General features: G+C 23.6%; 29 protein-coding genes and 1 pseudogene. 11 read left to right on the top strand and 19 right to left on the bottom strand.

Going from position 1 to position 22,473, the window contains the following annotated elements; translation table 4 throughout:
• Positions 1-66: 66 nt before the first annotated feature.
• From AACL11_RS07100 to rpsB, 10 genes are all read right to left on the bottom strand, one after another.
• Positions 67-1,059 carry a lipoate--protein ligase gene (locus AACL11_RS07100; protein ID WP_338987064.1) on the bottom strand — a complete coding sequence of 331 codons (993 nt, stop codon included), beginning with the start codon at positions 1,057-1,059 and terminating at the stop codon, positions 67-69.
• Between the two features lie 7 nt (positions 1,060-1,066).
• Positions 1,067-2,203: an alpha/beta hydrolase gene (locus AACL11_RS07095; protein WP_338987062.1), complete on the bottom strand. Its 1,137-nt coding sequence runs from the start codon at positions 2,201-2,203 to the stop codon at positions 1,067-1,069.
• A 39-nt stretch (positions 2,204-2,242) separates the two neighbouring features.
• Positions 2,243-3,745 carry an FAD-dependent oxidoreductase gene (locus tag AACL11_RS07090; protein WP_338987060.1) on the bottom strand — a complete coding sequence of 501 codons (1,503 nt, stop codon included), beginning with the start codon at positions 3,743-3,745 and terminating at the stop codon, positions 2,243-2,245.
• A gap of 137 nt (positions 3,746-3,882) precedes the next feature.
• Positions 3,883-4,098 carry a hypothetical protein gene (locus tag AACL11_RS07085; protein ID WP_174481599.1) on the bottom strand — a complete coding sequence of 72 codons (216 nt, stop codon included), beginning with the start codon at positions 4,096-4,098 and terminating at the stop codon, positions 3,883-3,885.
• A gap of 124 nt (positions 4,099-4,222) precedes the next feature.
• Positions 4,223-5,476: an acetate kinase gene (locus tag AACL11_RS07080; RefSeq protein ID WP_252319743.1), complete on the bottom strand. Its 1,254-nt coding sequence runs from the start codon at positions 5,474-5,476 to the stop codon at positions 4,223-4,225.
• An 18-nt stretch (positions 5,477-5,494) separates the two neighbouring features.
• Positions 5,495-6,487: a phosphate acetyltransferase gene (gene pta / locus AACL11_RS07075; protein WP_252319745.1), complete on the bottom strand. Its 993-nt coding sequence runs from the start codon at positions 6,485-6,487 to the stop codon at positions 5,495-5,497.
• A gap of 23 nt (positions 6,488-6,510) precedes the next feature.
• Entirely contained in the window at positions 6,511-7,239 is a 729-nt protein-coding gene (pyrH, locus tag AACL11_RS07070; protein WP_174481596.1) for a UMP kinase, read from the bottom strand.
• Positions 7,240-7,302: 63 nt separating this feature from the next.
• Positions 7,303-7,884: a hypothetical protein gene (locus tag AACL11_RS07065; protein WP_252319747.1), complete on the bottom strand. Its 582-nt coding sequence runs from the start codon at positions 7,882-7,884 to the stop codon at positions 7,303-7,305.
• A 20-nt stretch (positions 7,885-7,904) separates the two neighbouring features.
• Positions 7,905-8,783: a translation elongation factor Ts gene (tsf, locus tag AACL11_RS07060; protein WP_252319749.1), complete on the bottom strand. Its 879-nt coding sequence runs from the start codon at positions 8,781-8,783 to the stop codon at positions 7,905-7,907.
• Positions 8,784-8,798: 15 nt separating this feature from the next.
• On the bottom strand, positions 8,799-9,575 hold the full coding sequence (gene rpsB, locus AACL11_RS07055; RefSeq protein ID WP_338987051.1) for a 30S ribosomal protein S2: 777 nt from the start codon (positions 9,573-9,575) through the stop codon (positions 8,799-8,801).
• Between the two features lie 609 nt (positions 9,576-10,184).
• Between rpsB and AACL11_RS07050 the strand changes: the two genes are divergently transcribed.
• The 9 genes from AACL11_RS07050 to AACL11_RS07010 all read left to right on the top strand — a co-directional run bounded on the left by AACL11_RS07050 (position 10,185) and on the right by AACL11_RS07010 (position 13,151).
• Positions 10,185-10,340 carry a hypothetical protein gene (locus tag AACL11_RS07050; protein WP_338987049.1) on the top strand — a complete coding sequence of 52 codons (156 nt, stop codon included), beginning with the start codon at positions 10,185-10,187 and terminating at the stop codon, positions 10,338-10,340.
• Positions 10,333-10,515, top strand: a complete 183-nt coding sequence (locus tag AACL11_RS07045; protein WP_338987047.1) for a hypothetical protein — start codon at positions 10,333-10,335, stop codon at positions 10,513-10,515. Before AACL11_RS07050 ends, AACL11_RS07045 begins: the two co-directional genes overlap by 8 nt.
• Positions 10,503-10,688 carry a hypothetical protein gene (locus tag AACL11_RS07040; protein WP_338987045.1) on the top strand — a complete coding sequence of 62 codons (186 nt, stop codon included), beginning with the start codon at positions 10,503-10,505 and terminating at the stop codon, positions 10,686-10,688. The genes AACL11_RS07045 and AACL11_RS07040 overlap by 13 nt, the downstream gene beginning before the upstream one ends.
• Before the next feature lie 10 nt (positions 10,689-10,698).
• Positions 10,699-10,863 (top strand): hypothetical protein, encoded by a 165-nt coding sequence (locus AACL11_RS07035; protein WP_338987042.1) that lies wholly within the window; start codon positions 10,699-10,701, stop codon positions 10,861-10,863.
• The gene (locus AACL11_RS07030; RefSeq protein WP_338987039.1) at positions 10,844-11,017 is read left to right on the top strand and encodes a hypothetical protein; all 174 of its coding nucleotides are present in this window, start codon (positions 10,844-10,846) and stop codon (positions 11,015-11,017) included. Before AACL11_RS07035 ends, AACL11_RS07030 begins: the two co-directional genes overlap by 20 nt.
• Positions 11,001-11,657: a PD-(D/E)XK nuclease family protein gene (locus AACL11_RS07025; RefSeq protein WP_338987037.1), complete on the top strand. Its 657-nt coding sequence runs from the start codon at positions 11,001-11,003 to the stop codon at positions 11,655-11,657. The genes AACL11_RS07030 and AACL11_RS07025 overlap by 17 nt, the downstream gene beginning before the upstream one ends.
• Positions 11,635-12,516, top strand: coding sequence for a recombinase RecT (locus tag AACL11_RS07020; RefSeq protein ID WP_338987034.1), 882 nt, complete (start codon positions 11,635-11,637; stop codon positions 12,514-12,516). Before AACL11_RS07025 ends, AACL11_RS07020 begins: the two co-directional genes overlap by 23 nt.
• 87 nt (positions 12,517-12,603) lie before the next feature.
• Complete coding sequence (locus AACL11_RS07015) at positions 12,604-12,780, top strand: hypothetical protein (RefSeq protein ID WP_338987031.1); 177 nt, start codon at positions 12,604-12,606, stop codon at positions 12,778-12,780.
• Positions 12,780-13,151: a hypothetical protein gene (locus tag AACL11_RS07010; protein ID WP_338987028.1), complete on the top strand. Its 372-nt coding sequence runs from the start codon at positions 12,780-12,782 to the stop codon at positions 13,149-13,151. The genes AACL11_RS07015 and AACL11_RS07010 overlap by 1 nt, the downstream gene beginning before the upstream one ends.
• Before the next feature lie 276 nt (positions 13,152-13,427).
• Here AACL11_RS07010 and AACL11_RS07005 read toward each other — a convergent pair.
• Positions 13,428-13,856, bottom strand: a pseudogene (locus AACL11_RS07005) (transposase); the annotation flags it as partial.
• Positions 13,857-13,952: 96 nt separating this feature from the next.
• Between AACL11_RS07005 and AACL11_RS07000 the strand changes: the two are divergent.
• Positions 13,953-15,191: an IS256 family transposase gene (locus AACL11_RS07000; RefSeq protein ID WP_338986680.1), complete on the top strand. Its 1,239-nt coding sequence runs from the start codon at positions 13,953-13,955 to the stop codon at positions 15,189-15,191.
• Between the two features lie 30 nt (positions 15,192-15,221).
• Here AACL11_RS07000 and AACL11_RS06995 read toward each other — a convergent pair whose 3' ends face one another.
• Together AACL11_RS06995 and AACL11_RS06990 are read right to left on the bottom strand one after the other, a co-directional pair.
• The gene (locus tag AACL11_RS06995) at positions 15,222-15,611 is read right to left on the bottom strand and encodes an IS3 family transposase (protein WP_338987025.1); all 390 of its coding nucleotides are present in this window, start codon (positions 15,609-15,611) and stop codon (positions 15,222-15,224) included.
• Positions 15,612-15,687: 76 nt separating this feature from the next.
• On the bottom strand, positions 15,688-16,701 hold the full coding sequence (locus AACL11_RS06990) for an IS3 family transposase (protein WP_338986622.1): 1,014 nt from the start codon (positions 16,699-16,701) through the stop codon (positions 15,688-15,690).
• A gap of 91 nt (positions 16,702-16,792) precedes the next feature.
• Here AACL11_RS06990 and AACL11_RS06985 point away from each other — a divergent pair, with 91 nt between their 5' ends.
• Positions 16,793-17,119: a hypothetical protein gene (locus AACL11_RS06985; RefSeq protein ID WP_338987022.1), complete on the top strand. Its 327-nt coding sequence runs from the start codon at positions 16,793-16,795 to the stop codon at positions 17,117-17,119.
• A 317-nt stretch (positions 17,120-17,436) separates the two neighbouring features.
• Here the strand turns inward: AACL11_RS06985 and AACL11_RS06980 are convergent, their stop codons facing one another.
• From AACL11_RS06980 to AACL11_RS06955, 6 genes are all read right to left on the bottom strand, one after another.
• Positions 17,437-18,306, bottom strand: a complete 870-nt coding sequence (locus AACL11_RS06980; RefSeq protein ID WP_338987019.1) for a hypothetical protein — start codon at positions 18,304-18,306, stop codon at positions 17,437-17,439.
• A 293-nt stretch (positions 18,307-18,599) separates the two neighbouring features.
• The gene (locus tag AACL11_RS06975) at positions 18,600-19,199 is read right to left on the bottom strand and encodes a LemA family protein (RefSeq protein ID WP_252319773.1); all 600 of its coding nucleotides are present in this window, start codon (positions 19,197-19,199) and stop codon (positions 18,600-18,602) included.
• 143 nt (positions 19,200-19,342) lie between these two features.
• Positions 19,343-20,032, bottom strand: a complete 690-nt coding sequence (gene radC, locus AACL11_RS06970; RefSeq protein WP_338987016.1) for a RadC family protein — start codon at positions 20,030-20,032, stop codon at positions 19,343-19,345.
• Positions 20,022-20,303 carry a hypothetical protein gene (locus AACL11_RS06965; protein ID WP_338987013.1) on the bottom strand — a complete coding sequence of 94 codons (282 nt, stop codon included), beginning with the start codon at positions 20,301-20,303 and terminating at the stop codon, positions 20,022-20,024. Before AACL11_RS06965 ends, radC begins: the two co-directional genes overlap by 11 nt.
• A 67-nt stretch (positions 20,304-20,370) precedes the next feature.
• Positions 20,371-21,111 carry a Nif3-like dinuclear metal center hexameric protein gene (locus tag AACL11_RS06960; RefSeq protein WP_338987010.1) on the bottom strand — a complete coding sequence of 247 codons (741 nt, stop codon included), beginning with the start codon at positions 21,109-21,111 and terminating at the stop codon, positions 20,371-20,373.
• An 8-nt stretch (positions 21,112-21,119) separates the two neighbouring features.
• On the bottom strand, positions 21,120-22,472 hold the full coding sequence (locus AACL11_RS06955; RefSeq protein ID WP_252320273.1) for a sigma-70 family RNA polymerase sigma factor: 1,353 nt from the start codon (positions 22,470-22,472) through the stop codon (positions 21,120-21,122).
• Between the last annotated feature and the right edge of the window lies 1 nt (position 22,473).

Raw genomic sequence — 22,473 nt, 5'->3', positions numbered from 1 at the left:
TTCTTCATATTTCCTCTTTAATATTAGTTATAAAAGTAAGGATATCATAAATAAGAATTTTATTCATTATTTTATGATACTTTTTATGATTTCTTCAGCAAGAAAATTTTCACCAAAAATTTCGTTAATATTAGCATTTTCAATGATATTAGTAATAGTTGCTACATTATATTTTTGTTTTTCTAGTTTTTTTTCTAAACTAGTAGTACCTGCTGACCCTAGGAAATCACCATATATTTTAATATTTTCAATAATTCCTGCCTTAACATTCATTCAAACGTGAATAGTTCCTTTACTAGGAAAAAGTGTTTTATGTTTTAAATCAAAATCTGGAGATTTACCATAAACTCAATCTCAAGTTCGATATTTAGTATTTGCTAATGATTCAATATCAGCAATCATTTTTTCAGAAAATTCCATAATCTTTGTATTTTTTGTACTTTTTAATTGTTCAATAATTAAATTTTGAAATTCTTCAATTGTTATTGGTGGATTTAATAATGGTAAAATATTTGTTACTCGTGCTTGTACTGATTTAATACCTTTTGATTTTAATTTATCCAAATCAGGTTTTAATACTTTTGGTAACATTTGCATATCAACATTAAAAAGAATAGTACCATGATGTAAAATTCGATTTTTATATGTATATTGGGCATTACCCGATATTTTTTTATCATCAACTAAAATATCATTTTTACCACTAAATTGAGTATTTAAACCTAGATTTTGTAAAACATTAACTATTGGTTTTGTAAAAAGACCATAATTACGAGCATTATCTTTATTTTTATCAAGAATAAAAGTAAAATTTAAATTTCCTAAATCTTGATAAACAGCTCCACCACCAGATAATCTTCGTACAACATTAACTTTTTTTGTTCTCACATATTCATTATTAATTTCTTCAATTGTATTTTGGTTTCTACCAACAACAATAGTATTATTATTTTGTCATAATAATAAGATTTCATCATTTATATAAGGATTAGTAATCAAATATTCTTCGGCTGCTAAATTAAAATATGGGTCTTTGCTATTATTAATATAATAAATCATTATTAATTTAATCTCCTTTATCTTCGGTTTTAAAATTTGTTCATTTATTAACAAATTTTAAAGTAGTTTTGCAATATGTATCATAATCGGTAGTGACGGCTCTTATATGTTTAGCAGATGGCATAATTAATAATTCACTTATTGTTTCTTCTTCATAATTTATTTTCTCTTCATACATTTTTTGTGCCATTGTTGCTGGTACAGTTTCATCATCATTACCATGAATAAATAATACAGGAATTGAAGAACAATATTTTAATTTATTAATAGGATCAATACTATTAATATTAAATTTATCTTTTAACCTAAAGAAAAATTTAACACCATAATAAAATCAAAATCAATGAAGGTTAAAGTATTGTTTACCCATAATTTTAATAATATGACTAAAACTATCAAATCCACAATCAGAAATTGCACATTTAACACCAAATTTACCAGTATCAAATCGAGATATTGTTTCCAAAACAGTACTGGCACCCATACTATTACCAATTAAAGTAATATTAGGAGGTTGTTTAAAATCTGTTTCTGCTAAATAATTATTAAGACTTAAAATAACAGCATATAAATCATCTGCTTCTTTATTACCAAAAGTAATTGCATCATGGATATTATTACTACCATGACCTCTTGTATCATAAGTAACAATACTATATCCCTGTTCATAAAAATGTTTAACTAAATATAAAATGCTATAGCGATTTTGTTGTCAACCATGAGTTGCAATTATTCATTTATGATTTTTATTAGATTGATGATTATTAATGAAAAAAGCTGATAACAAGCGATTATCATAAGTAGTTATCGTCATATCTTGTGCTTCCATCATATCCCAATTACTATCATCAATCATTAGTTGTAGAGAATTTTGTAATTCCATATCTCGATTATAAAAACTCAAAGTATTGAGATCAATTTTAGCAAAATTTGGATTAGTACTTCGTCCAATTCGTTGAAAATTTTCCATAACATTTCGCATAATCAAACCAATAAAAAAATTAGTAATTAAAAAAGGAATAATCCATAACGGAAAAGTAAATATCAAAATAATTTTTAATCATCAAGCAATTTTATATTTACTTTCTTTAACTGGTAAAGTCATTCTTGCTCTAAGTTTTAAATATTTTTCATTACTAACCATTATATTTTATTCCTCTCAAAATTAATTTGATAAGGCAATCTATTTTTTCTTACCTTTTAAATATGGATCTGGATATGTAACATCTTCTTTTGTTAAAATTCCTGTTGCTAAAAGTGCTGCCGCAGTAACAAAGTTATAAGGCTTATTAAAGTGTGGTAAGAAATACATATCAATTAATGAAATTTCATCAATAGTAACCTTTTTCAATATTGCTAATGAAAACATTGCAATTGTTTCTGTATGATCATGAGTTGAACCAATTTCAGCTCCAACAATACGACGAGAACTCTTTTCTCATATAATTTTAATTTTTACTTCATGATTTTCACTCATAAAAGGTGGAAACACTGTATCTTGATAAAAATATGCTTCTACATTATTAGATCCTAAAATTGCTTTTGCAGAAACTTCTGATAAACCAGTAGCACACAGTTTTCAACCAAAAACAGCAATTGCATTTGTTCCTTGAACACCAGGAAAGGCGATTCTTGTTTTAGGATCTGTTTTTGCAACATTTAATCCAGCAATTAAACCACTACGTACAGCATTAGTTGCTAAGGCAATATTAACATTTTTATTTCAAGCATTTGAACGAATATTAATACAATCACCAATTGCATAAACATTAGGATCTGAAGTTTGAAAATATTCATTAACTTCAATTGCACCACGAGGATCTAAGTTAAGTTGAACTTTACCATTCTCATCTTTCAAGATAGCAGTATTTGGTAAGAAACCAACAGCCATAATTACTAAATCAGCTTTATATGTTCCTTTATTAGTTTTTACTTCACTCACTTTATCATCTTTAATAATAAATTCTTGTAAAGTTTCTCCTAATTGTAATTTTACTCCTACTTTTTTCATATCTGCTTCAACATCATTTGTAAATTCTTCATCATAATAACGAGGCATAATACGATTTTCAAAATCAATTAAAGTAACTTCTTTTTTATCTTTATAAAAAGCTTCTACTAATTCAATACCAATATAACCTGCACCAATTACTACTACTTTTTTTACTTCTGGTTTACTCAAATCAGAAATAATTTCTTGAGCATGTTGATATAGTTTTGATAAATGAATGCCATTTGTTAATTTAACACCATTTAAAGTATCTTTAACAACTACGCCATCTTTATGAGCAATTAAACCAGGAATTTCTTTACCACCTGGATTTAAGATTGGTCATGAACCAATTCCTAATACTAACTTATCATAACTTTCAGTAAATACTTCATTAGTATCTAAATTTTTAATAGTAACAATTTTGGCTTTACTATCATATTTAATCATTTCATGTTTTTCTTTAATTTTAACACCTAATGCTCTTAACTTTTCAATTGTGGCATAAAATAATCCTTTTGGATCAGTAAATTCTTTACCAACTCAAAGCGCAATTCCACATCCTAAAAATGAAATATTATCATTACGATCATATGCTACTACTTCACTATTTGGATTAGACCTCATAATTGCCTTTAGTGCTGTTGTTCCGGCATGATTAACACCTATAACAACTATCTTTTGTTTTCTTTCCATGCTAAAATCCTCTCTTACTTATTACTTTTTTTTCAATTTCTTTTATTGTGTAATCACAAATACAAATATATATTATTTTATCACTTTTTATTTAATAGTTACAACTCTTTCTTTCGGTAGACAATATACCATTCATTTTAAAAACCTAAAATTGCAATTGGTCAATTTCCATCATGATAATTATCTTTATTACTTTCTTCTTTTCAATCACGACAAGTAACCCTACTACGACTTGATGATGACTTCTTAGTTAATTTATTAATTTCATTTATCATATTTTTATCAAAATTTTTATATTGATTTTCCTCACTAATTTTATGATTATTTTTTTCTTTAATGTATTTAAATTCCATACTTTTTTCTCCTTGAATCTTTAAAGTATTTATTTTTAATTAAAATTTGATAATTATTAAGTATTTTCACTTAATTTAAACATTATATATCAAAATAAAAAACCTTAATATATTTTTTTATTTTTTAAATATTTTTTAATAAATTATATGTATCTTGACAAATCATTAATTCTTCATTTGTTCTAATTTTAAAAATAGGAACTTCTGATTGTTTATCACTAATTTCTAAGTAATCATTATACTTATCATTATTTTTATTAGTTACTAATTTTAAAGTAAACACTTTAATTTCCTCAATAACTAATTGACGAATAATTGCAGAATTTTCACCAATACCTGCAGTAAATACTAATGCATCAATATTACTATCTAAATCATTACCATATTGAACAATATAATTAGCAATTCTTTGCACAAACATTTTTATTGCTAATTGTGATTGTAAATGATACTTATGGTTTTTATCATTACTACTTGCAAGAACATCACGTAAATCAGAAGAATGTCCACTAATTCCTAATAAACCCGAACTTTTATTTAAATCATTAGTAACGGTTTCAATAGTTGCTTCTGCTTTAACATTACACATATAACCATGAATAGAAGGGTCAATGATACCACTTCTAGAACCCATAATTAAACCATCTAACGGTGTTAATCCCATGCTAGTATTAAAACTTTTACCATTTTTAATAGCACAAATACTAGCACCATTACCTAAATGACAAATAATAGCATTAATCTTATCTTTTGGTTTATTTAAAATATTAGTTAATTTATCTAAAATATAACGATAACTAGTACCATGAAATCCATATCTTCTTACCTCATATGTTTTATATCAATCATATGGAACTGAGTAAAGATATTTTTCTTCAGGAATAGTACTATGAAATGAAGTATCAAATACTGCCACATGTTTAGCATGTGGAACTAATTTTTGAAAAGATGATAATCCTTTTAAAGCTGGTGGATTATGTAATGGTGCTAAAGGAATACATGCTTTGATACCAGCAATGACTTTCTCATCAATAACAATTGAGTTATTAAATTTTTGACCACCGTGAACCATACGATGACCAATTCGTTTAATATCATCAAAATTATTAATGACCTTATACTCAATTAATGCATCAATTACTGTTTGCGCTCCTATAACATGATCAGCAATATCTTTTGTTACTTCATGTTTAATAAAGTTATCACCATTAGCAATTTCAATAATAAAATTACTATTTTTAATAGCTATCCTTTCAACTAAGCCTTTACAAAGAATAGTAAAATGAGGTTGTTTATCATTATTAATAGCATTAAAAAGTTGAAATTTAATAGAACTACTTCCGGCATTAATAACTAAAATTTTATTTTGTTCTGACATATTTGTTTTATCTCCTTATTAATTTTTAATTAATGTTTGAATAGCAGTGATCAATGCTGTGTAATAAATGTCATCAATAGTAGCACCACGAGAAAGATCATTAACTGGCTGATTTAAACCCAAAACAATAGGACCAATAGCTTTATAATCACCTAATCTTTGGGCAATTTTATAACCAATATTAGCAGCATCTAAAGTTGGGAAAATAAATGCATTACAATGATTTTTAATTGTTAATTCTGGGAATTTTTTATTTCGCACTTCTTGATCTCAAGCAGCATCAAATTGAATTGGTCCTGCTACTTGCACGTTTTTTAATTTTAATTGTTGAACAAAGTTAGTAGCATTACGTACTTTATCAACACTTTCACCACTACCACTAGTATTAGTAGAATAAGATAACATTGCTAATTTAATTGGATTAAATTCTAAAAGTTCACCAAAGTGAATTGTAGATTTTGCAATATCTGCTAGTTGTTCAGCTGTTGGATTTAAATTAATTGAACCATCACTAAATAAAAATATTTCTTCATTTTTATTCATAATAAATGTACTTGAAACAGTTTTAGTACCTGCTTTTGGTCCAATAATTTGCAAAGCTGGACGTAAAATATCAGCAGTAGTAAAAGTAATACCACCAACAAAACCATTAACCTCTTTATTATTTAATAACATCATTCCATAGTAATTACGACTTAATACCAATTTATTAGCTGCTGCTAAAGTTAAACCCTTTGCTTTTCTTAATTCATATAATTGATTAGTAAAATTTGTTACTTGATTTTCTTCAATAGATAATGTTTTAATATTAGAATTTTTAATATTACTAGGAATTTCTTTATCATTATTAAATAATAAAACTGGTGTAATAAAATTTTTAACAGGTGAATTATCATTAATAATTTTTAAAGCTACTGCCTGTACTTTTTCATTATCTCCTTCTGGAAATAAAATTCTGATTGGTGTTTTGCTTTTTTGTAAAATAGATAAAATAAAATCTAATAGTTTCATATTATCTTCTCTCCTTTAATTTGTTAATTTTGATTGCTAATAATAGTTGCAATTGCTTTATTTTGTACTGCTTTAATGATATTGTTTTCAACCTTAATATCAAATACCATAATTTTCAAGTTAGCTTCCATGCACATCGTTGAAGCAGTTAAATCCATTACTTTTAATTGTTTATTAGTAATATCTTGATATGATAAATGTGAATAACGAATAGCATTTTTGTTAATGTTTGGATCTTTATCATAAACACCATCAACGCCATTTTTTGCCATTAATAATATATCCGCATTAATTTCAGTAGCACGAAGTGCTGCTGCAGTATCCGTTGTAAAGTATGGTGAACCAGTACCACCAGCAAAAATACAAACATAGCCTTTTTCAAAACTACTAATAGCTTTTTTGTAATAAAAAGGTTCAGCAACTTGATTAATCTCTAATGATGTTTGCACAATAACTTTTACGTTAAGCGCTTTTAACTTTGATTCAATTACCAAAGCATTCATAATAGTCGCTAACATTCCCATATAATCAGCATTAATTCTTTTTAAACCAATCTTTTCTCCTTGTTTAGCACCACGTCAAATATTACCACCGCCAATTACTAAACCAACTTCTACTTTTGCCTTAACTAGGGTTTGAATTTGTTGACAAACATTATCAATACTTTCATTATTATATAATTCATTACTACCATCACCTAAAGCTTCACCACTAATTTTTAATAATATTCGTTTATATTTAAATTGTTCCATTTTTGATCATCCTCCTTAAATTTAATATTATAAAAAGCCACAGATTGCTTTGTGGCTTCTTATTTATTTACTGTTATCACTAGATAATGAATCATTATTTGCGCTTTCAGCAACAGTTTCTAATTCAACGTTAGCAATAACTTTTTGTGCTAAATGATCTTTAACAAAAAGTTGTGCTTGTGGAGTAATAATTGTTAAACGTTTTTTAATTTTTTTAATACCCTGTTCATAAACAATTTTTAAAACATTTTTCTTTTGTTCCAATGCAACAATTTTACTAGTATTAACGCTTTGTCCAAAGAAATAAATATTATGTTCATCAACTGCGATACCAAAATCAAAACTAAAAATATATGCTAATCCTAACATGATAACTAAAAATATATATTCTACTATTAATAAAGTTAAAAAAGCAGGATCAGATTTAATATATTCTGGTTCAAATGTTCAAACTTGCATTCCAATTGGAACAATCGAGATAACTAAACCAATTACACCAACTATTAATGTTGCTACTAATAATTTTAAATTCAAAAATTTAATAGTTGTTTTTGGTTTATTAAAACTATATCATCCTCAACCAAGAATAACTAATAATAATATAAACATTACTAATGCAATATAATATATAATTTGAAAATTCACTTTATTTACCTCCTAAATGTTTATTTGGCAGAACTATCAATTTTTTCACCTAATTGATAACGTATCATAGCTATAATTGTAGCATGATTTTTAGTTAAATACTCTTTAACCTTAATTGTATTATCTTTAATATAAAGTTGATCAACAATAGTTAATTCAGATAATACTTTTTCAAAACGACCTCTTATAATATTTTCAAGAATATTATCAGGACGTTTTTTTGCTTTCAATTTTTCTTCTTCTTTTGTTTTTTCACTAATAATTGATAATTCTTTATCACGAACTGTTGCAGGTATGTGATCAATATCAATGTATTTAGCATCTGCTGATACTAATTGCATAGCAACATTATTTGGAATATCACTTTCCTTATCAACACCTTTGATAATAACTAAACCACTATATTTACCACCACCATGGACATATGAACCAAAAACTTCATCACTATTTTTACTTAAATATTGAAAACGATTTAAAACAATATTTTCACCTAATTTAGCGATAGCAAATCTTATCTCATCATTTAAACTTTCACTACTTCCATCAGCTTTTAACATTAAAGCTTCTTCAATAGTTTTAGGTTGATGTTTTAAAATTGTTTCTAAAATTTTAGTAAATAAATCATTAAAATCTTCTAAATCAGCAACTTGTTCAGTTTGACAATTTAATTCACCAATAATTGCATTATTACCACTAATAACAACTTTAGTAACCCCTTCAGTAGCTTTATTAATACTTTTTTTCTCTGCTTTTGCTAAACCTTTAATTTTTAATAGGGAAAGTGCTGCTTCAAAAATATTATTTTTTTCCATCAAAGCTTCTTTACAATCAGTAATTGGTAAATCGGTTGTATCTCTTAATTTTTTCAATAATTTAACATCTACTTTAACTTCTGACATATAAACTATTCTCCTTTATTCTTTATTTTTTTCAATTACATTTTCAGTTTTATTTTCATCAAGACTAATAGTTTCTTCTACTACTATTTCTTTTTTATCAATAACTGGTTTTACACTTTGTCCTTCATTAATAGCTTCAGCAATTTTCTTTGTAATTAAAGTAATTGATTTTGTAGCATCATCATTACCAGGAATAATATAATCAATATTATCTGGATTTGAATTACTATCACAAATCGCAATAATTTTGATACCAAGTTTAACTGCTTCTTCGACAGCAATTTTATTAGTAATAGTATCAGTAACAAAAATAGCTTCTGGTAATTTATACATATTTCTAATACCACCAAGGTTACGTTCTAAACGTGCTTTTTCTTTAATTACTAACATTTGCTCTTTTTTTGTTAAAAGTTTAATTTCTCCACTTTTTTCTTTATTTTCAATATCAATTAACTTTTTAATACTTGATTTAATAGTTTTAAAATTAGTTAAATTACCACCTAATCAACGTTCTGTTACATAAGGTGAATTACAACTAATTGCAAGTTCTTGCACAGCTTCTTTGGCTTGTTTTTTTGTACCTACAAATAAAACTTTACCACCATTTTCACTAGTTTCTTTAACAAAGTGACAAGCTTCATCTAATTTACGCATTGATTTTTGTAAATCAATAATATGAATACCATTTCTTTGACCAAAAATATATTTACGCATCTTTGGATCTCATCTTTTAGTTTGGTGACCAAACTGAACTCCTGCTTCAAGGAGTTGTTCACGTGTTACAACTGACATATTGTCTCCTTCTAATTTGTTTTTCTTCCATTTATTTCTAACATTGGCCACTTTTTAATTAAAAAGCACTAGGCAATGAATTCACAAATGTGTTGCTTATTTTCATTAAATTAAGCCTGTATATTGTAGCATATTTTTTATATTTTAAACAAATTATTTTTAAACATGGGCGCATAAAGTTGATGGATAGTTTTATAAATAATAAGAACGATAGAAATATCGTTCTTATTTATTATTAGCACCTTTAAATATCTAATAACACGCTGTGACCATGTTAGGAGAAAGTTAATAATAAATCAAAATCTATATTTATAAAACTTAATACAAGTGTCATAGAAGTCAAATAGCGAGTACGAAAGGTAAATACTTCTATATCACTATAAAAGAGATATTAACCTTGAACAAGTTAAATATTTACGCTGATTGGTTCAAACGGGAAATGATTATATGTGAGATTAATTTCAAATCATCATATCTTAACTGTCGGGATGTCCGAAAAACTATAATTCCTTAATTAAAAATGGTTCACAAGGGGCGGATGAGTGAAAGAAATAATTATAGTGCTACTTTTCTAAGGAACATACTATGTAAAATTAGGAGAATATAAAAATGTTAAATAAAACTAATTATTCTTGAAAAGAATTAGAACAATGAAGTAATTATTTAGATAATTTAAAACAACCAGTAATAGATTGAATTGATTTAGATAATAAATTACAAAATTTATATGATTTTATAAGTAAAGGAAGTATGACTAATGAATAAAAAATATTATCGTTGTAATCAAAATATTTATAAAAATGCATGACAAACTTTTGATAATAATTGAAATAATTGAACAATTATTAATTCTCATTTAATGATTAATAAAAATAAATTAATTGCTATTCATTTAGATAATCGTGTGAAAGGTAATGGTATTTTAGAATGAACACAATAATTAAATGTACAAAACATAAAGAATTATTTATTTGATTTAGTAATATTGAAAATTTAACTTATTGTAATTCTTGTATTAATGAAATGATTGAAGAAGATATTAGATTAACTTCTACTAATTGAGATAGTTTATATGTTAGTTATATTAATGAATTACAACTTGATTCTTATTAAGGAGTAAATAATGGCTATTAATTATTTAAAAAAAATTACTCATGATATTAGATGTGAAATAAATAATTGTAAATCATGACCTACATGATATTCAAAAATAACTGAATTATATTTATGTAGATTTCATAAAAAAGAAGAACAAAAGGAGTATGAAAATGAAAACAAAAAGATATAGAACTCCTAAAGATATTAATAAAGTATTAAAACATAGATTTAATGTATATTTAACTGAAAATGAATTTAAAAAAGTAAAAGAATTTTGTGAAATTAAAAATATAAAAATATCTGCTTTAGTTAGAAAATTACTTAATAATGTCATTGATTTTTAAAAAAGATACACATCAATATTTTTTAAATAATAAAGAATTATTTTCAGTTTCTAAAATACTTGATAATTATTTAGGTTCAAATTATGACAAAATTCCAAAAGCAAAATTAGAAAAAGCAATTATTAGAGGTAATTGTGTACATAAAGTAGCAGAATTATATTTTAAATATAAAAATAATCAAAATGTAGTAAATGAAATAAAAACAAAAATTAAAAATAAATCAGTATTTACTGAAAAAATACTTGAATATTGTTTTACATTATTAGATTTTTTAGAACAAAAATTTAAAAAAGATAAAGAATATTATATTAGTGAACAAATGTATTATGCAGATATTGTTGCTGGAACACCAGATTTAATATTTAAAACTGAATTAGATTTATATTCAATTATTGATTTTAAAACTTATAAAGTAATGACAAAAGAATTAAAAGAAAAAGCAACATTACAATTAACTGCATATTATTGATTATTAAAACAAAATGGATTTAAGTTAACTAATACACATTATATTATTTGAATTAATGAAAATAAATTACAAACAATATCAATAAAAATTACTAAAGAAAAATTACATGAATGAGAAATGGCTATGTTTTTATGAAAGGAAAATTGAAATGGCATCAATAATATTACCTAAAAGTATTAATTCTAATAAAATACAACAATTTAAACAATATTATGAATTAACAAAATTAAATGATAAAAAATTATCTACATTAAATCCACAATCATTAATAAATACATTAGCAACTATATATGAATTAGATTTAAGTAATAATCCAATTAAAAAAGAAATTGCATTAATTCCATATGGTAATGATTTACAAGTACAAATACAAGAAGATGGTTTTTTAACTTTATTACAACGTAGTAATTTAGTAATTGATTTTCAAAGAGAAATTATAACTAATAAACATATTTTTAATAAAGAAAATAAAAAATGAGAATTAGACCCAAGTAAAATTTTTGAAGAAAAACAAATTATTGGTTATTATGGTTTTATTTCAATTAAAAATATTAATGGTAAAATAATTAATTTTTATAAAGGTATGACAATTAAAGAATGTTTAGAATGAAAACAAAAATATAGTAAAGCAAATAATAATAGTCCTTGAAATACTAGTTTTAATGCTATGGCTTTAAAAACAGTTATTAAAGCAATAATTAGAGATATTAATAAAGACCCTAGTATTAAATTAGAAAATCAACAATTATTAGATAGAGCAATGCAAATTGACCAATCATCAGTAATTAATGAAGAAGAAATATCTTATATTGATAATCCAAATAATGATAATCAAAAAGTAAAATTAAAAGATTTAGATAATGATAATAAAACATTTAATGATGAAAAACAAACACTAAATTTAAAAAATGAAAAAGTTAAAGATAATATTGAATCATTATTAGGTATTGGTAATACACAATATACAGTTCCAACTAATTTTAATTTTGAAGAACAACAAAATATTATTGATAATTTGGAATTAGATTAATGGATATTATAGTTAAAGAAAAAATAATTAAATGTAAAAATTGTAATCAAAAAATAATAATAAAGAAAATAAAAAGGAAAAAATAATATGTTATGATGAGAAATTTTATTAATAATAATATCACTTTTAATAACAAGTATAACTATTTTAATATTTTTAATATTTATAATAATTGATTTAAAGAATGATTATAAAATTTTTAAATCATTAAATGTAATTGCTAAAGATTTAGAGAAAAAAGATAAAAATAAGGAGAATAAATAATGGAAAATAAACATAATGAAAAATGTGGATTTGAATTAAATAATCAATGTAAATGTGTATTTCCACCACAAGAACCAATACCATGTTGTTTTAGTGAAGTTAATGAACTTGGTAAACATATAACAAATTGTACTAATTTACCAACAAAATTAGATAAAGATAATGTTCAAATAAGATATTTTTGTGAAGAACATATGATTAAAGTTGAAAATATAAGAAGAAAAATGGCTCAAAAATATATTAATGAATATAAAGAAAAATTAATAAAATTTATAAAAATTTTTGAAAAAGATTATATAAAAGGTACATCATGAATATTTACACATAAATTATTAGAATTTATTGAAATAGGAAAATTTGATAATGAATAATATAAAATCCCTTTTTAATAATTGATTTAAAGAATGATTATAAAATTTTTAAATCATTAAATTTAATTGCTAAAGATTTAGAGAAAAAAGAAAGATAAAAATAAGGAGAATAAATAATGGGATATTGAACAAAGTATAAATGTGTTTTTTGTGGAGAAATAATGATTGGTGATGAAGAAAATATTGAACATGTAAGAGAACATAGAAAGGGTATTAGATAATGAAAAAAGTTGAAATTAATAAAGAAAAATTATGGAATGGCAACACTTTTTAGGACTATTTTTTGGTAGACATTTGTTGTTGATATTTAACTGGAGTTAAGTAGTTTAAAGTGCTGTGAATTCTTATATTGTTATATCAATTGATGTAATCAAATAATTCTAATTTTAATTGGATTAATGATGTAAAATTTTTATCATTAATAAATTCGGTTTTAAAAGTTTTAAAAGTTGCTTCAGCAACAGCATTATCATAAGGACAACCTTTTTTACTTAAAGAACGGTTAATGTTGAATGCTAGTAAAAGTTTATCAATAATTTTATTGTTAAATTCATTACCGCGATCACTATGAAATATTTGAATATCTTTTAAACAGCGATTTGATTGCATAAATGCTTGATGTACTAATGATGCATCTTTTTTAACTCCAACACTATGTCCGATAATTTCGCGGTTAAATAGGTCTATTAATAGGCAAATATAGTTTCGGTAATGTTTAGTAATCTGTGTAACTTACAAAAATAACTATGTTTAATTAGTTCTAGTAAATATAATTAATTTTCTAGAAAGAGTGAGTTACAGATGGCTAAAAAGCAAAATATTAATAACAATGATCCAATATCACAAGCAGTAGATTTATTATTAGAAAATACTGAAGATTTAACAACAGTTTTTAAAGAGGGAGGATTATATAAAGAATTAACAAAAAGATTAGTAGAAAAAATGTTGAATTCTGAGATGCAAAATTATTTAGGATATGATAAGAATCAACATAGTAATAGTGACAATGCTCGTAATGGTATAAGTTCAAAAAAATTAATAACCCAACAAGGTAAAATTGAAATTGATGTACCAAGAGATCGTAATAGTAATTTTAATCCTGTAATAGTTGCAAAAAGACAAAGAAGATTTGATGGTTTTGATCAACAAGTTCTTTCTTTATATGCAAAAGGTATGACATTATCAGATATTAGAATGCAATTACAAGAGTTATATCATGGTGCTGATATTAGTGAAAGTGTTATTAGTCAAATTACTGATGATGTTATTGATGACGTCAAAGCATGGCAAAATCGACCATTAGATAGTGTTTATCCGATTGTTTATTTTGATTGTATAGTAGTTAAAGTACGACAAGATAAACGGATTATTAATAAATCAGTTTATATAGCTTTAGGAGTTGATTTAGAAGGTAAAAAAGATGTTTTAGGTTTATGAATTAGTGAAAATGAAGGTTCTAAATTTTGATTAGCCAATTTCACAGAAATGAAAAATCGTGGCTTAAATGATATTCTGATTGCTTGTAGTGATAATTTAACAGGCATGTCAGAAGCAATACAATCAGTTTATCCTAAAACCGAACATCAATTATGCATCGTTCATCAAATTAGAAATAGTTTGAAATATGTCTCATATAAGCATAGAAAATCTCTAGTTGCAGATTTAAAACCAATTTATACTGCATGTAGTGAAGAACAAGCAATGCAAGCTTTAGAATCATTTGAAAATAAATGAACTAAACAATATCCACAAATTGCTAAATCTTGATATAAAAATTGAGATAATTTAATGGTTTTTATTAGTTATCCTGCAGAAATAAAAAGGGTAATTTATACCACAAATGCTATTGAATCTGTTAATAGTCAATTACGAAAAGTCATCAGAAATAAAAAAGTTTTTCCTAACGATATGTCAGTTTTTAAAATATTTTATTTAGCAATTGACAATATAACAAAAAAATGAACAATGCCCATTCAAAATTGAAATACAGCAATTGCTCATTTTATGATAAAATTTGAAGACAGAATTAATCTGAATTAGTAACTTTGTAAAACAAAGAAACACAGATTATTAAAAAGCCTCATAGTTTCACCTACCATTAACTTGTACATAAGTTAAATCACTAACAATAACTTCATTTTTAATCCTATTCTTAAATTTTCTATTAACAAGATTAGTTATTTGACTATCGTTAACTTTGTTATTATGATTTTTGAATGATAATTTAGTATATTTTGATATTAAATTATGTTCATTCATAATTTTTTTAATTTTTCTGCGCGATAAATAAATTTCTTGGTTTTCTAGAATTTTTTTTAATCTTCTAGTACCATAAACTTCTTTATTTTCTTTAAAAGCACTAATAACAGCTTCATCATAAATATTATTTTTGATTTTATTTTCTTTTTTCTTTAAATTAAAATAATATGTTGATTTAGATATTTTTAAAAAACGACACATTGTGCGAATTTTATATTTAGCTTTATTTTTGACGGTGGTTAGCCCTAATTACTGGACCATATTTTGATAGATATTTCTAAATTTTTATTTGTAATATTGGTGGTTTTAAAAATTTAGAATGTATTCTTTCATAATTATAAAACATAACATATTGATTTACATCATTAATAGCTTCATTGATTGTTAAATATTGATTTGAGTCTTTAGGCAATCATTCTTGAGATAAATGTGAAAATCAATTTTCAGATATGACATTACCGCCAATATCATATGGTTGTTTTTTGCTTAAAATTATTTGTTTGTTTTTTGCTCATTTTGTAATTTCTTGACAATAAAATTCGTTGGCGTTATCTGAATGTAAAATAACGTTTTTTATTTGATTTCAAGAAAATTGGTTGTTTATTTTTTCAAGTGCAGGAAGAATTAAATCTTGATATGATTTATTTGAAAATGTATTATAACTAACAACATTATTTGAATAAAAATCAATAATTACAAAAAGATATAGTCAACCTTCTTTGGTGTTTATTTGTTTAGTATCCATTGATCAAATTTGATTTGAAGCGGTTGTACTTTTGTAATCTTTGTTTACTTTATCCATTGTAGGTATTCACTTATTTGGATTTTTTTTGTTTTTAGGATAGTTATTTTTAGTTTGTTTTAATCCTTGAATATTGTGTTTTTTCATAATTTTTCGCATTTGTTTTGTTGATAATTCTATATTTAAAATGATATTTTTCTCTTGTTTTAATCACTCTTTAAAAGCTGAAAAAATTCTTAAATATCCATAAATTCTACCTTTTCTTGTAGAATGAAATTCGATTAAAAGTTGGCATAATTCTTGATATTTATGATTGCAATTAATAATATGATTTTTTTCTTTTTTAATAAGTTTTTGTTTATTTTTTAAAAAGTAATATGTTGATCTGTTTAATTGAAGATATTGACATAAGTTTCTAATTGAATATTGATTTTTGCAATCATCGATAATTTTAATTTTTTCTTTGATATTTAATTTGTTAATTATTAATGCTATTTGTTTAATTTTATCCATTAATAAAAATCCTTTCAGGTCAAAATTAGTGTTCATTATATAACACAATTGTTTTTAGAATACATTCAGATTTTTTAAATTAATGGTCTAGTAAAAAGGGCTAAGTGGCCCCATCCATCTTGGTATAATGGCTGGAAGAAGAAAAAATAAAATTGCTAAATTACATTATGAAAATGCAATAAATTTATTTGCCAAAGGTCAATATTATGAATTAATTGATTTTTTACAATCATTAACTTTGCAATATAAAAAATTAAAAGTTGGTTATTTTATTAATGCAAAAGATGGTGTATTAAATCAAGCATTAGTTGAAAATATTGGTTGCTTTACTGAAACTAATATTAAACAAATTTTAAAGCATATGATTGGTGATAGAACTTATAATATTGATATGTATACAAAAATGGTTAATTTTAAATGCTATCAAATAAATACTGCCATCCAGTTATTATAAATTAAAATTAAAGATTTTAAAAAACTAAAAATAAAATAAAACTTATTAAAGTAACTATTAATAAGAATTTTTGAATTATAAAAGTAAGTATTATTGTTGACTAATATTTTACAAGTGTTAAAATTACAATACAATTGCATATTGAAGTCAAAATTATTCTCGTCTAACTTTATAATTTTAAGACAAATTTGAATATTATTGACAACATCGGTATGCTCCCAAATATTTTAATAAGAACGTACTTATTTTCATCACTATATTTTTTTTACTAATTGTAAAATGAAATTAATTTTTATTATATGTATTATGTTTTAAATTTATTGAATTAAACTCATTTTTCAACCATTAACAACTATATAGTCTTTTAAAATTTTATCTTTTAAAAAAACCTTTTTATTTTTACTATTAAAACTTATGTTTCTTTTAATAACTTTAGAATTGATTATAGAAATATCAGAAACTAATAATTTTGAATTACTACTATTAGTAGTAGTATTTAACAACAAAGTATAGTTTTCTTCATTTTCGGCAAGTAATAAAAATATACTTCATAATTGTTTTAAAAAAACTAAAATATTAATTTTATTTTCATTATTAATGAAGATAGCTTTAATACCTTGATAATTAAAAATAAATAAAGTTAACTTAATTATTTGCGTAATACTAAAAGTAAAAAAACATTTAAAAAGATTTAAAAATAAACGAAAAACTAAAATATATATAAAAATAAAAGGAATAACAGAAAAAATATTAATAGCATTTAATAAATTCAATGTTTGATTAGGAATAGCAACTAAATTGAAAAATAAATTTATAAAAAGAAACAAAAAACTAATAAATTGTAAAGTATATTTTTTTTCCATATTATTATTAATTCCTAAAAAGAAACTAAAAATAAAAAAATAAAAAGTTAAAAGTGTAAAAATAGAAATGAAATAATTTAACATCATAAAATTTTGAAAACGATAAACTTGAGTAACTTGTAAACTATTATTAAAAACAATATTGTATGGTAAAACTTGCGTTAATAAAAACATTAATAATAATAAATAAAAAATCTTTTGATAACTAATATTACCAAAAACATGTTTTCTTTGAAAATTTAATATTTTATAATTAATAACTAATTTATTTTTAATAATTTTAAAAAATAAATATGCAAACAAAAAAATTCATAATAAAAACATTAAAAAAGAAAAATTTGAAAAAATTTGAAAAAAAATATTCATATTACTTTACTACTTTCTTTAATATTTATTAAGAACTTACTTAATGAGTTAGATTATACCAAAATATAATTTTTCTTAAATAAAAAATGAAATAAATAATAAAAGAATTAAATCTAATTAATATAAATTTTAATTTTAAATAAAATACCCTTTCTTTAAACAAATCATAAATGTTTATTCAAAACAATTTATTTGTCTAAAGAAAGGGGTAAATAACTAATTTAAATATATTTTCAAAAATAAATTTAATTTTATAAATCAATTTTAATATCTTGACGATCGCTATCTGATGCAAGAAAGTAATCTTTTGAAACTAAATTTAATGTTGATGCTACAACATTACTTGGAAAGGTTTTAATTTTACTATTGAACACCTTAACATTAGCATTATAAAATCTTCTAGCAGCAGCAATATTATCTTCACAATCTTTGGCACCTGATTGTAATTGTAAAACAGTAGTATTTGCTTTTAAATCAGGATAATTTTCTAATAAAGCATTAAATTTTCCAAAAGCTGCATTAAGTCCACTATCTGCTTTTGAAAGATCACTCATTGTTTCCATTTTTCCACTTCGTAAAGATACAACATCTGTTAATGTACTTTTTTCAAATTTCATATAACCTTTAGTAGCATCTACTAATTTTGTTAATAAATCAAAACGACGCTTTAATTGCACATCAATATCAGAAGCAGTTTCTTCAATTGATTGTTGTAATCTTAGAAAATTATTACGAGAAACAATAAATAAAATTATTGGAAATATTAAAACAAAAGATAAATAAACCATAATTTTTCCAAATAGTGACGGTTGGGCAGTAAATGATTCATTGCTTGGTTTAATTGTTGACATAATTTTCTCCTTTCTTATCAATATCTAATAACAAACTATGTTTAATAACTAGTCCATTCTTGGTAAGTTAAATATTATTTACACACTAAACCATAATAATTTTACTATATTTTTAAATTTAAGTAATGTATTTTTTTAAGTTTTTATTTAAACTTATAATATTTTTTATTTAAATTTATACTAAAATAATTACCTTTGCCAATAATAATATGATCAACTAAGGTAATATTAAAAACCTGAAAATTTTTTTTAATTTCTTCGGTGATATATAAATCAGATAGTGAGGGTTCACTATTACCACTAGGATGATTATGAATACAAATTACTTTACTTGATTTATGAATAAATGCCAGATGCAACATATCTTTAACATCAATTTTCATAGTATCATTAGTACCCTTATATAATAAATTTTGATGAATTAATTTATTTTGATTATTTAATAATAATAAATAAAAATGTTCTTGCGTTAAATTTTGATAATATGCATTAACTAAATTAAAAACATCTTCGGGAATAATAATTTTAAAATATTTTTTTTGACTTTCAATAGTTCTTATTCTTTTTACTATTTCTAAACAACTTAAAATTTCTAAAGCCTTACTAACACCAATACCTTTAATACTCATCAAAGATTTAATAGTTACTTTATTTAAATTTTCAAGACCATTAAAATTAGTAATTATTTCTTGCGCTAAAAATAATACATTTTTTTCTTTAGTTCCTGTTCGCAAAATAATTGCTAATAATTCATTATCACTAAGAGCGTCAAAGCCATATTTAATGGCTTTTTCTCTTGGTTTTTTTGTATTATTAAGTTCTTTAAAATTCATAAAAAGGTGGTATTAAATGTGTTAATTTTTCTTGAAATTTATTAAATTCATCTTTAATTTTTGTTAAATCTTTACTATCATCTTTAGAACTATCTCATTTACTTTCAATACCACCTGGTAACTTAATACTTCCTGAAACACTATTTCATAAATTTTTAATAACAGGAATTGCTATCCCTGCTAACATGGCACCCATTAAAAATTGAGCAAAACCACCACTAACTGCCTGACACTCTTGATCAGTCATTGGTTCTAAATCTTCTAAAATCATATTTATCAACCCCCTAAAACTTATTTTTATTTAAAAAATAGTTTTTTCCTTTTTAAATTTTATAAGTTTAAAAAAAAGTAATAGGATTTTCTAAATTATATTTAAAAATTTTAACTTTTGTTGATAATTTTTGTTCCATATAATGACCAACCAAAATAACATTAATTTTTCTATCTTTAGCTTCCATAATATAGTTTCATTTCATTTCTCCAGTAATTAATAAATCAATATTGTTAGATAAATTACTAATAATATCACCACCAGCACCAGCAGATAAAGCAACAGTCACTATATTGTTATCACTCAATTTATTATTAACCAATTGTATATTTGCAACATTAAAATATTTTTTTAAGTTATTAATTAATTCTTTTAATGGCATTTGTCTATCAAATTTACCAACTATTGCTAACTTTTCTTCATTAATAAAATGAATATTTTTAATTTTTAATTCTTTAGCCATCAACATATTCATACCTACTAATGATATATCAAAATTAGTATGTAATGAATATACATTAATATCTGCTATTAGTATTTTACTATATAATTCTTTTTTTCAATTTGAAATATTAGATTGATTAATATCTTTGGCAAAAACTAATGGATGATGAGAAATTATTAAATCAATATTATTATTAATGGCCTCAGTTAAAACTTCATTAGTAACATCCAAACAAACTAAAATTTTATTAATATTGGTCTTTGTTTTTGATTTAATTTGTATTCCTGAAAAATCTCATTCACAAACATCTTTTAAAGGAAAATATGTTTCTAAAACATTAATTATATTATTGATAGTTAACATTTTAACTATTATCCTTTATAAAATTCTTTAATATGTTTAGATTTAGACGGATGTTTTAATTTTCTAATTGCCTTTGCTTCTATTTGTCTAATTCTTTCTCTTGTAACAATAAATTCTTTACCAACTTCTTCTAGAGTTTTTGGAGAATCGTACTTAGTAATATGACGATGAACAACCTTATCACTTAACAATTCTGTTTTATCTAAACTAGTATCATAGTGTAACTGTAAATTATTAACTACTGTTTTTAATTCAGTAATTTCTTTTTCATCTTCACAAAGTTCTAATAATCTTCTTAATTTTGTTGGTAAAATTCCAAAACGCATTCTAATAACTTTTTCTTCTCGTTTTGTTAATACTTCAGCAAAAACACGATCCAATTGTTCTCTTAATCAATGTCTTTCAGCATATTCATCGGGAGATAGCATATTTTTATCTTTAATAAAATCACCAAAATGTGTATCATCTTCTTCACCAATTGGTTTTTCTAAAGATACTGGTTCAATAGCAAGTTTTTTAATTTCACGAACACGATCGGCTGTCATGTTTTGTCCCATTTTATTGGCAATTTCCTCATGAGTAGGATCACGACCTAATTCTTGTGTTAAGTTTCTTTCAATTCTTGTTAACTTATTAATTCTTTCAACCATATGAACAGGTACACGAACCATTTTACCTTGATCAGCTAAACTTCGTGTAATTGATTGTCTAATTCATCAAGTAGCATAAGTTGAAAATTTAAAACCACGGCGATAATCAAATTTATCAACTGCTTTAATAAGACCAATATTACCTTCTTCAATTAAATCAGCAAAATCTAAACCACGATTTAAATGTTTTCTAGCAACAGAAACTACTAATTTTAAATTTGATTTAATTAATTGCTCACGACCATATGTTCTTTCCTCAACATCTTTTGATTCTAACATTTTAGCATATTTAATTTCCTCACCTTGACTCAATATTTGACTTGTTTCCAAAATATTAAAATAAGACTTAATTCCATCTTTTCTTCTTGTATCATTAGAGATCCCCATTGTATTTTTAAAACTCAAATCACTAACTAAAATATCAATATCTAAATCATCAGGTAATTGTTCATCATCAATATCGGTAAAATTAGCATCATCTTCAACTTCATCCATCAAAATATCAGTAAAGACTACTCCTTCTTTTTCTAACCGATCAAAAATTTCCTCAATCGTATCATCATCTAATTTTAAATGTGCAAACTCTTTAATGACATCTTCTTGTTTTAATTCTTTTGTTTGACTCTTTTCTAATTTTTTAATTAAATTACTTTCTACTTCCTCTAAAGTTAAAAGTTTTTTCAATTTCGTTTTTTGTTGTATAACAGCCATA

The sequence above is a fragment of the Spiroplasma endosymbiont of Dasysyrphus albostriatus genome, from assembly GCF_964019495.1.
Lineage (GTDB): Bacteria > Bacillota_I > Bacilli_A > Mycoplasmatales > VBWQ01 > Spiroplasma_E.
The sequence above is the reverse complement of the archived record's forward strand: the minus strand, read 5'-3'. Positions and strand labels throughout refer to the sequence as shown.